Below are 11,542 nucleotides of genomic sequence, written 5' to 3'. Positions count from 1 at the left end.
TGAAAATGTGGTGTGGTTAGCTTCTTCTAACCACACCACATATAATAACAATTTGCACCCACGATTCCAACCCAAAACCAATTTTATTCTACCCAAAATCAGTATTTTTGCGTTTATCCAATCGTAGCTTCTGCTTTATAGTTTTTCGGATTCACTCCGTATTTCCTTTTGAACGCCGCTGCGAAATTGCTCGCTTTTGAATATCCCACCAGTATAGCCACCTGGCTGACATTCAAATTACTTTCTAACAGCAGGCTTGCCGCCTTTTCTAACCGCTGGTCGATGACATACGCATGAACCGATGTTCCGAACAGGGAGGAAAAGCCCTTCGTCAATTTTGAAGTGCTGATATTGACCTGCCGCGCCAATTCCTCGCAGCTCGGAGCCAGGGCAAGCTGGCTGTCAATAATTCGCTTTGCCTCTATGATGGAATCTCGGTCACTTCTGGAAATTGCAACGTAGGTTGACGCGAGAATACTCAGCTCCAGGACCTCGCTCAAATATACCGATAGCAGCTCAAAGACCTTGCTTTCCAGAAACAGGTATCCCAACCCGCCACGATATTGCGTGAAGTCTTGCAGCTCCGCAAAAATGTGTTCCATATAGGGCGTGATATTCACCTTTGATATGCCGTCCAATAATTTTTTCCGATAGACCTCGATCTCACCAGCCTCAAAGTAGTCATTCAGAATCTTATAGAAATAGGATAGAGGTATTTTCACATTTTTGAAAAGGAAATCGCTCTTTTTAGAATAGCACATATATTCCATTTTCCCGTGGCCGCGATAAATACAGGATTCACCCTTTTGTATGCTGGCACTTTGCCGGTTGTCTGCAATATTCCAGGAAACACCGTCATTGAAGCAGAACAGCATTTGTATGTATTCTTCACTGCTCACTCCCTGCACGTTCATATCCGAAAAGTAATTCATTCTCCAGTCTGAAACAACTGCTCCCTGTTTCGTGACGATCTGCGAAATCTGACCGGTTCCCATGTCTGCCGGAATATCTATGGTGATCGTCTGCGGTGAATTAGAGAGCAGATCACGATAAAGATTATTCATGTATTGATTTGTCATGTATGAGCGCCCTCCTTATGGTTAGTCAATGCTAATCATAGTTTACAACACCAACCTGGAAAAGTCAATTTGTATTCCTTGTGTATACCGCAGAATCCATTTCACATCAAAACATCGTAGATACCACTTCAATGCTATTTCAAAAACGTAGTGGCAATTAATTTACGAATTATGCCTACTCATCGTACATTTTTATCCTTTTGCATTATTATTTCTTTGTTCTTATTATCATTTGCAGCATTATCTCTCAAATAATTTTCAAATGCATCTGCATTATACTGATACTCCTGCGGTTCAGCGACCATCGGTGAATATACAATCTCTGCTTCCACTCGCTCAGCTTCTGCCCTCTCCGGTTCCGTCTGTTCCTGCACCTTAGCATTCTCCATATGCTTTTCCTTATCAATCTGCACATTCATAGCCAGATTATCCAGCTTATCAATCGAAGCATCCAGATGAAGCTCCATTGATAAAAGCGTATGCTTTACCGCTTTCATCGGAGCAAGCACCGCTTTTGTTATCATATGCTTCTGCTCTTTCTGAGAATAATCCACTTCCGGCTTATCCGCAAAAGTACGGAATACATTGGCTGCTGTCTGTCCTGCCTCACGAAGTCCTTTTCCAAGAAATGCAGTTTTAGCTATATCCTTATCCGTAGTTCTGATTGCTCCTCGTACATTCTCCCGGATATTAAGAAGTTTATTCTTTATTTCTAAGAACTCTGATACTCTGTATAATGCTTCTCTGCCTTTTACCTTTGCTTCATCTACAATGCTTTTTGCAGTATATTTCACCTGCACTTTCACCTGAAACACCTGTGATTTTATCTGCTCACATCTGGCATTAAGTCGCTCCTGTGCTTCCGACAATGCCTTTTTAGTATTATTGACAAGGGTATCCTCCTGCATTTCTTTGATCTGATTCTGCATATTGGTGAGTTCTTCCGTCATGGAATCAATCTTTTTCTCCAGTCCATCCACATAGCTGCATATCTCAAATACATCATTTGCCTGCTCTTTCATGGCATTCTTCTTTAATAAGTCGAGAAGTTCCCTTATAACCTCCTCATTGGTAAGTGTTTTTCCTGCTTCTATATCCATTCTGTTTCCTCCATTCTGTAAATGGGGCAGCCTTGGCCGCCCCTGTAACATGATTACTAATTATCGAAAGGGCGTTGCCTCTTTGTCCTTCTCTTTATCGGGATTGCCATGATGTTTCTCGGCACTCTCCCTCGCCTTTTCGTTGCTCTTATCCTTTGCTTTCTCATATTCAGAGATAATCTCATTGTAGAGTTTTTCCCTGAAATCCTTTGTGACCGGATAGCAGACATCCTGATAGATTGGCTTACCCTGCTCATCCACCTGCTTTGTCTTATAAGAAGGCATTGATACAAAGATTTTCTCTTTACCCTGCACGATATTGATATTATTTACGATGAAACTGTTTTCAAAATAAATGCGTGCAAGTCCCTTGATGTTACTGCCTTCCCTCTCATAAGGTGTCACAGTTACGGAAAACTCCGGCATTTCCTGTGTACGCTCCTGCTTCTGTGTCTCCTCTTTCTCCGGTTCCTTAATTCTTGCATAGGTATCAAGGATATTGGTATAGAGTTCCTCTCGAAACTCTGCTGTGATAGGATTGCACACATCCTTATAGATCACACCGTTGCTTTCATCACGCTCATTGGAGCGGTATCTTGGCATTGATACGAAAAGCTCTCCCTTGTCCTTATTCTCAAGGATTGCAATATTGGTAATCTTAAATGAATCACCGAATACTACTGTTGCAAATCCTTTGATGTTGCTGCCCTCTTTTGCTCTTACTTCGTTTACTTTAATTGAATACTTCATATGCTATTCCTCGCTTTCTTTTTGTTCTTTGTTTTGCTCCGGTATGATAAGCTCACACCAAAGCTGTTCTATCTGTTCACAAGACAATCTGCCATTAAGCCAGTTGCCAAGTGTAACAACCATTCCGTCCTGCTCGTAATAGAGCCACTCCTGTGTTTCGATGTTCCCCTCATATACAATAGTCACATCAAAATCAGGCATAAATAATCCTTCCTCATCATCCCATACACAGGCTATCCCCTGTCTGAGTGTCAGATTCAGGCTTTCGACATACACAGACCAGCCGCTTACGACTATCTGAAAGTCATCATCAATCTCAGCAATATCATCCTCTATGTCGATTAGCTCTTCCATCTCCGATACTGCCTCTTCTATATCACCTAGCCGATATCTCTTATTCATCCATCACCACCTCCTTATAAATGCATCTGACCACAAAACGCATGCTTCCTTTCTGGGAACAGGTAAAAAGAGTTAGTTCTTTTTCATTGCCCTGTGTCTTGATGCTGTTATCATACGGATTTACTACCTCTGTCTCTGTTACCTCATAGATATGCTTCAGCCCATTTTTGTCGGTTATCATCACTTCATCGCCTATGGATATCTGACTTAGTGGTGTAAAAAATGTGCCATATCTGCTGCCGTTGTGACCGCACAATACACAGTTGCCACTCTCACCGATTCCTGCTGTTTCTTCTATATGACCAATCCCGGCATTAAGTACTTTACTTGTGGTTCCTTCCATTACCGGATACCTGATATCTAAGCCCGATATCTCAATGATGCCGATAACACCGCCTTCTTTAAGAATGGCTTCATCCTCTTTACTAATGGAGGTTTGCTCTTCCTCCACATCTGTTTCTTCATCGTAATCATCCTCCAATGTCTGCTCAAATTCACTTATGAGCTGTTCTGTCTGTTTTTCTCCGGTTGCCCGCCAGAAAAAAGGGACTGCCATAATGGCAATCCCCGCTGTAATCAGTAGTCCTGCGACCACTTTTCTTATGCTCATATTATTCACTCTCCTATCGTGTTCTGCCCTCTCTGTCCGCTTGATAAGCACCTTTATCCTCTGCAACAATTGCTGCAGATTCCATTCTGTCATCAGCTTCTCTTTCTTCCTCCGGTCCGCTCAGGTCTGCATCCACAGCCTTTGCGTTCTCAAGGTCAAGCTGGGCATTCAGTTCACACTGCCTAGCCAGCTTCTCATTCAGTTCCTCATTGTACGCAAATGGCTTGTCATACTCTGCCTTTGATGCTTCAAGGTCATTCTGGTACTGCTCAATCTTCTTTTCCAAGAAATCAATGTTCTCATGGAGTCCATTGAACAGGTTTTCCAGCTTTACCATGCTGCCGACAGGACTTGTGGAAAGTTCTGCCTTGTACTCAGTCTTTCCACGAAGCACCATATAATTGATGCCAAGGAAGTTCTTTTCCACAAGCAGCTCAAATCCATGGAACTTGCCGATTGCAGTTGTCTCTCCGGTCTTACATTTACTGATTGCTTCAAGCATCATCGTTCCGCCATCCACACGCTCTGTGTAAGTCGCTTTGCCTATGGTAATGGCAAATTCCGGATTATCAATCAGCTCTTTATCCCTTGCCTTTACATCCTCTCTTACATTGGCAAGCTTTTCTGTTGCTGTCTTAATAAGCTTCGGGTACTTAATCATAAAGTTATCCTGCAATCCATATCTCTGATTGTCATAGGATGCCTTTAAGAGCTTTAATCTCTGGACATCATTGTCAATCTCCATCTTTTCCTTGATTAAAGGATTGCCTGTGGCAACCGCTTTAATCTCTGCATAGGAAAGTGTTGCCTCATCGATATCCTCACAGCTTCGGCTTACAGCCTTGCTTGTCATGACCTGACTGATGAATCGCTGCTTATTTTCAACAAGCGACCAGTTGTATGCATCAAAAGTTCCTTTGGTGACATATCTATAGATTGCCACCTCTTCATTTTCGTTGCCCTGCCTGATGCCTCGTCCTTCCCTCTGTTCAATGGAGCTTGGCTTCCAAGGACAGTCCACATGATGCATTGCAACCAGATGTGTCTGAACATTAACGCCAGTACCACATTTATCTGTAGAACCTATAAGCACTTTTTTCTTACCTGTTCTCATTTCCTTAAATAGTGCATCCCTCTGTGCGTCGGTCTTTGCATCATGGATAAATGCTATCTCCTCTGCCGGAATACCATACTGTATCAGTGTTTCCTTCAGATAATCGTAGATGGTAAAATCCTTATCCGGTCCCGGTGTGCCGATATCCGAAAAAATAAGCTGGCAGCCTATATGACCGTTGGCATTTCCTTTCTCATATTCTTTCCATACATTCTCCGCTACCTTATTGAGCTTTCCATCTGGATTATTTGGTGCGTCCTTATCAATCAGCCTTGCATCTGTTCCGAGTAATCTTGCCTCATGAGTAATCTTTAGGAAGTTGTCCACACTTGGATCAACTCCACCACCTCTGATACGCTCTGCCCTCACAACAAAGTCTTCCATAACCTGCTTTACATACCAGTCAGGCTCTGACTCCACTATGATAGGCTTGCCGCCACGAAGAGCCGGCACATCAAGGTCAAGCATGTCTGCGGTCTGCACATCTGCTACTTCACGAAAGATATTCATAAGCTCCGGCAGATTCGTAAACTTATTGAATCTGCTTTTAAAACGGAAACCGCTTCCCTCTACAGTAAGCTCCAGTGCTGTTGTCACTTCACCAAAGTTCGCTGCCCAGGAATCAAAGTGATAAATCCCCATCTCTTCAAGTGCCGCTTTCTGTAAGTAAAGCTGCATGACATACATCTCACACATGGTATTGGATATTGGCGTACCTGTCGCAAACACAATGCCTCTGCCATCATTTATCTCAGACAAATACTGGCATTTAAGCTGCATATCCGTTGACTTCTTCGCTCCACTGCTGCTGATACCTGACACATTATTCATCTTGGAAAAAATCGCAAGGTTCTTAAAATTGTGCGCTTCGTCAACCATGATAGAGTCCACACCAAGTTCCTCAAAGGTTATAAGGTCATCCTTCCTGCTCTCATCTGATAAGGATTTCAGCTGCTCCTCCAGCTTTTTCTTCTGGCTTTCCATCTGTTTTACAGTCCAACGCTCCCCGTTACGCTCCTTCATCTCATCAATCGCATAGCTGATTTCATCAATCTGCTCATTGAGCATTCTTTCCTTTCTCTCTGCTGAGATCGGGATTTTTTCAAACTGCGAGTGCGACATGATGATACAGTCATAGTCACCTGTTGCAATCCTTGATACGAACTGCTTCCTGCGGCTCTTTTCAAAATCACGCTCTGTGGCAACTAAGATATTTGCTGACGGATAAAGCCTTAAAAACTCTGATGCAGTCTGCCCGATAAGCGGCTTTGGAACAACCATGATTGTCTTATTGGCAAGTCCTAGTCTCTTCTGCTCCATACAGGCAGCCATCATCTCAAATGACTTTCCGGCACCGACACAGTGTGCAAGCAGTGTATTTCCTCCGAGAAGGATTCTTGCCACCGCATTCTTCTGATGAGGCTTTAGCTCAATCGCCGGATTCATTCCCGGAAACTGTAAGTGGCTTCCGTCATACTCACGCAGACGGATGTTATTGAATGTCTCGTTGTAATACTCCACATACTTCTGTCTACGCTCCGGCTCTGCAAACAGCCACTCCTTGAACTTCTCCCTGATCATGTTCTGCTTTTCCCTTGCAAGCATTGTCTCGTTCTTATTGACTTCGTAATGATATTTGCCATCACCGTCATCAATCCTGTCCCTTACTGTTACAGTTTTAAGATTCAGCGTATCCTCAAAAATAGAATAAGCATCCATGCGGCTTGTACCATAAGTCTTAGTAGCTGCCACTGAATGCTTATCCATGCTCTTATTCTCGATGAACCATTCCATGCTCATCTTATTTAAGTGTACCTGAATGCCTGTATTGTAAAACTGGCTTCTGACTGCCCTTGCTCTTCTTGGTGTATTGAGAAGCTCATAGATAAACTGCTCATAATCAAGCGACTCAATCCATGTCGTACCAATCTTTACATCAATATCCGAGGCTTCAATCCATTCCGGCTGCACCTTTTCAAGTGCTGCCACATTTCCTGCAAATCTTTCTGCCTGCGGATTGTCTGTATCAGCCGCCATAGCCTTTGCTACACGAAGTTTGTCTCTCACATTTCCCGAAAGATACTCGTCTGCTGTCTCCCAGCCGATGTCGGGATTGTTCTCGTTGTAGCGGTCTGGATTTAGGAAAACCAGTCCGTCCAGCTCTTCCACAAGGACTGCCCTTCTAAGCTCTGCTAATGCATCATCACTTAGCGTTATCTCATCCACTGTCTGTCCGGACTTTTCTGCAAGTTCTTCCTTTGCATTTGTAATATCCGGCTCATAGATAGAAAGCATATAGGCAAGATTTACATATCCAAATTCATTGACGGATACATTTAATGCTTCCACAGCGGTCTCCACTCTGTCTATGACTGTCTTTGCCTTAATCGTCTGCTTATAAAACATATCCGCTTTTTTCACCTCCCCATCTTCGTTTACTTCCTCAAGACTGCAAAGAAGTGGATAATCGCTGTCATCCCTGAATGCTATTCTGTTTGCTTTTGAAGTAATGGCTCCATACTGCTTTATAAAGGCATCGTATTTCACATTAAGAAGTCTCTGCTTATCAGAAAGCTCCTCCTCGCTGCAGCCATCCATCTGGATATCAATCAGCTCTCTTGTTATCTGTCTGATTTCATCAAGGCTTCGGATTCGCTCCTCGGCAGTCTGTGATACTTCTTTTTTTACCATCTCGGAATTTTCCCTGTAATAGAGTTTTCCTTCAAAAAATGTGTAAGTGTAGTTTCTCACATCCGGATCAGCCGGGATAACTTCCTCCGTCTGCTCCGACTCATCTGCCACTCTCTCAAAATCTGTCATCTGGGCTTTGATATTACCGATAGCCTTATTGAGAGTCTCATACATATTGAAGTTCTCATCATTATTCACACAGACTGTATATCTGCTGTCCTGTCCGTAAATCCTTGTGTCATATTCCATAGATCCAAGCATCATCTCCGGATGCTCTGCAAAATAAGAGTTGACTGCAATGCCATTCTCAGTTACACCAAGGTGTACCCAGTCAGGTTCAATATCAATCTTTCTCTCCCTCTTCTGCAAAAACAGGATATCTGCTGTCACTTCGGTTCCTGCATTATCTTTAAATGCAGTATTCGGAAGTCTTATCGCTCCCACAAGCTCTGCCCTTTCAGCCAGATACTTTCGGATAGTAGGATTTGCCTTATCAAGAGTTCCCTTTGTGGTAATTACTGCAACCATGCCTCCCGGTCTTACCTGGTCAAGTGCTTTTGCAAGGAAATAATCGTGGATACGGAAGTTATACTTGTTGTACTTCGGATCAAATACCTTATAATCTCCAAATGGCACATTTCCGACAACCACATCAAAGAAGTTATCGGGATATGTGGTATTCTCAAATCCTGTGATACTGATATTGGCATTCTGATAAAGCTGCTTTGCGATTCTTCCCGAAATGCTGTCAAGCTCCACTCCATACAGCTTTGCTTCATGCACTGTTTCCGGCATACTTCCAAAAAAGTTACCGATACCCATGGATGGCTCTAATACATTGCCGCCTCTGAAACCAAACTGGACAAGTGCCGAATTTATGCACATGGCAATCTCCGGTGAAGTGTAAAAGGCGTTATTTACTGTTGCCCTGGCAGCACTGTATTCCTCATCAGATAAAAGTTCTTTCAGCTCTGCATACTCTTTGCTCCAGCCTGCGTTTTCCTCGTCAAATGCCTGTGACAGTCCGCCCCATCCGACAAACTTCGACAGAACTTTCTGCTCCTCCGGTGTGGCAAGCCTGTTTCCTGATTCAATCTGCTTTAGAGTGCGGATTGCATCCATATTCCACTGGTATCTGGTCTTGGCTCCGCCTTTTTCCATTTCCCAGAGGTTATAGTGGAAGTTGTGCTTTTTCTGCGCCGCATCATCTGAAACTACATGTCCATTCTCATCAATCTTGGTATCCCAGCCATTCGCTATTGCTCTTTCCCTGGTTTCAAGACGATTGGCTTTTACACTATCCTCGATATCAAAGAATCTCTTATAGACCGGATTCATCTTATCCCGGTCAGCTTTCTGCTTTGTCTCCTGATAATACCTTTTCTGGTCTTCTCCGCAGTAAAATGGCTGTTTTACCATATAAGATAAGATTTCATATAACTCACGCCAGTCAAGTGCACCTTCCTTACGCACACCATTCCTGTTCTTATAGCTGATCTTCACATATCCGCTTCTGATTGAGTACTCCACAAGACCATACTTATTGTTGGAATATGCCTTTCTTTCTGCATTATCTGTCCCTAATGCGATATCCCTGATAAGGTCAAGTTTATTGGGTATAAATGCAAAATCAGACTGCACCACATCCATAAGGAATGCCCTAAACGGAGTGTAGCAGCTGCAATCTGTTACAAGAATCTCCGCCGCATCACGCAGGTCTTCATCAAGCTCCTCAATACGCTTGGCATAATCAATCGGTGTAATATACTGAAGCTCTGATGGATCTTTTTCAGATGTTTCAGCTTCTATCTCGGCACCATATTCTGCCTGTGTTACCATGCGGTCTTCATCGGCAGCTTCCTGTGGTGTCATGCCATATGCAGATACATATGCTTCATTACTTTCCTCATGTGCATCTTCATGCGAATTTGCTACTTTTACAGTTCGGTTAGAAGCATAGCTCTCCGGCTCATCCGGTATTGCATAATCATCAATCTCTGATTCTGCTTCTTCCGGTTCCACTTCCTGATATTCGGCATCAATAACCTCATCGTCCTCACGGAGTCCGTCCATCGCAAGCTCATCAATACGAGGTGTCTCAGGCTGGTATTCCCCTGTAAGAATAAGGACACCAAGCTCTTTTTCGATATCTTTCCAAGAAACATATCCTTCAACCTCTCCATCCTCATCCCGCCACTGAAAACGCAGTCCATTCCCATGAAATGTGTCATATCCGTGCAGTCCCAGTCCGTCAATCGGCCAGCCTGCACCTCCCTGACCATACTCTGCTTTGATACGCTTTGCTCTGGTTCCTGCATCAATCTCTGTTTCAAAAATCTTGCATACCCTGCCCTTGCCACCGATAAAACCTGTACCTCTCATAAGCACCTGTTTGATATACTCACCTGGTACTGTTGCAGACTTTTTGGGATTCAGGTAATTGTATTTACCTGCTAATGCAGCTTTTCTGTCCTGCTCGAACTGACGCATAAACTGATTATTGTTTTCATCCTCAGTATGAATGGTGCCAATGCTTGCCTGCCCATTCTGGTCGAAAAAAAAGGAAGCCTGCGTATATTCGGCTTCCTTACTAACACCCAATGAATTGATTTCATCAAGTTCCCTATTCAGTTCTGTATCATCTGATTCTAGTGGAATCGCATCACTATCTGATGGAGTACCACTTCCTCTGCCTGCATCCTCGCCTGCTCTCTTATCTTCCACATCTCCATTGTCGATGACGGATTCTGTGGCTTGTGCTTCGCCATATACTGCATCTCTAACTGGTCGTACAGCTGGTTCGCTTCCTCCTCTACCGCTGACATCTTCTCGTACATCTTCCCGAATCTCATCAGCGTCTTGTATCTTGCCGGCTCGTTCTCCTTTAGATAGTTCATCGCCATCCTCCCGTATTTGCCCAGCTTCATGAGTTCCTCGGTCTCGTCCGGCATCTCTATCTGTGGATAAAGCAGTCCGTCCACTTCCTTGTAAGTCATTTCTTCTAACATATCCAATTCTCCTTTCGCTCTCGATTGCCTTTAAGTTACGACTAAATTCTCTAAGAACACTACAGGAGACATCGCATACAATGGAACCAAGACGGTAAATGATCTCTTCGTCTTTAATATTTACGATCTGACTAAAATCCTGTTCTTGCACAGATAAGTCAAATCCGCATCTCGTCCCTACAGCATACATGACACTTGCATATACAAGCTGCTCCATGTCCATTTCCTGCTGTAAGCCATTGCGTTTCTTACTTTCTTCCTTTATCACACTACCTGATAGCTGCATAAGCTCGGTCATTCGGTCTCCGAACTCTTCTTTTATTATAAGCCAAACATCTGTTCCTGTAAACTGTTTTAATATATTTTTTAGAGACTCCCTGTCGCTGTTATCGTACTGCTCAATCTGACCTTCTGACACAAGAAAATCCACATAATCCTTAAGATTCTCCCCCTCAAGGTCCCATGTCAGCTTAACATTCTTCCCTCCGGTATCACTGATATCAAAGATATACCTCATGCGTGGATTCAGTGCCCTAGACGGGAAGATGGCGCAGCCTTTCGCACCACGCTTTACATATCTTCCCACCTTTTTCCAGGTATCATAATCTGCCATGAGTGTGCTTTTTTCCGGAGGTCTTTGCGCTGTTACCATAACGATATTGTCAAATTCATAGCGGTATAACTGACCTGCGACCTTTAACACATCTTTCCAGTTCTTTTCTGATCTGGTGATGTTACCAATCTCAGAATCGTATATCGCTTTGACCTTCATATCAACGCCCATACCT

Annotated in this window: 6 protein-coding genes; all 6 read right to left on the bottom strand. The window is 43.5% G+C overall.

Annotated elements, in window-relative coordinates; genetic code table 11:
- Window positions 1-113 precede the first annotated feature (113 nt).
- Window positions 114-1,079 carry an AraC family transcriptional regulator gene (locus I2D69_RS10780; RefSeq protein WP_138304174.1) on the bottom strand — a complete coding sequence of 322 codons (966 nt, stop codon included), beginning with the start codon at window positions 1,077-1,079 and terminating at the stop codon, window positions 114-116.
- Window positions 1,080-1,258: 179 nt separating this feature from the next.
- Complete coding sequence (locus tag I2D69_RS10775; protein WP_195379895.1) at window positions 1,259-2,179, bottom strand: DUF6674 family protein; 921 nt, start codon at window positions 2,177-2,179, stop codon at window positions 1,259-1,261.
- Window positions 2,180-2,239: 60 nt separating this feature from the next.
- A complete protein-coding gene (locus tag I2D69_RS10770) occupies window positions 2,240-2,929 on the bottom strand; it encodes a SpoVG family protein (protein ID WP_195379894.1) in 690 nt (229 codons plus the stop codon).
- 3 nt (window positions 2,930-2,932) lie between these two features.
- Entirely contained in the window at window positions 2,933-3,331 is a 399-nt protein-coding gene (locus I2D69_RS10765; RefSeq protein ID WP_195379893.1) for a hypothetical protein, read from the bottom strand.
- A complete protein-coding gene (locus I2D69_RS10760; protein ID WP_154266621.1) occupies window positions 3,324-3,941 on the bottom strand; it encodes a class D sortase in 618 nt (205 codons plus the stop codon). The genes I2D69_RS10765 and I2D69_RS10760 overlap by 8 nt, the downstream gene beginning before the upstream one ends.
- 13 nt (window positions 3,942-3,954) lie before the next feature.
- A complete protein-coding gene (locus I2D69_RS21060; RefSeq protein ID WP_195379892.1) occupies window positions 3,955-11,538 on the bottom strand; it encodes a helicase-related protein in 7,584 nt (2,527 codons plus the stop codon).
- Between the last annotated feature and the right edge of the window lie 4 nt (window positions 11,539-11,542).

This window comes from Ruminococcus sp. D54t1_190329_F1 (genome assembly GCF_015551645.1).
GTDB lineage: Bacteria > Bacillota > Clostridia > Lachnospirales > Lachnospiraceae > Blautia_A > Blautia_A faecis.
The sequence above is the reverse complement of the archived record's forward strand: the minus strand, read 5'-3'. Positions and strand labels throughout refer to the sequence as shown.

Excerpts from the sequence above, each read along its gene's own strand:
- I2D69_RS10780 (WP_138304174.1), bottom strand. The coding sequence starts at position 1,079 with ATGACAAATCAATACATGAATAATCTTTATCGTGATCTGCTCTCTAAT.
- I2D69_RS10775 (WP_195379895.1), bottom strand. The coding sequence starts at position 2,179 with ATGGATATAGAAGCAGGAAAAACACTTACCAATGAGGAGGTTATAAGG.
- I2D69_RS10770 (WP_195379894.1), bottom strand. The coding sequence starts at position 2,929 with ATGAAGTATTCAATTAAAGTAAACGAAGTAAGAGCAAAAGAGGGCAGC.
- I2D69_RS10765 (WP_195379893.1), bottom strand. The coding sequence starts at position 3,331 with ATGAATAAGAGATATCGGCTAGGTGATATAGAAGAGGCAGTATCGGAG.
- I2D69_RS10760 (WP_154266621.1), bottom strand. The coding sequence starts at position 3,941 with ATGAGCATAAGAAAAGTGGTCGCAGGACTACTGATTACAGCGGGGATT.
- I2D69_RS21060 (WP_195379892.1), bottom strand. The coding sequence starts at position 11,538 with ATGGGCGTTGATATGAAGGTCAAAGCGATATACGATTCTGAGATTGGT.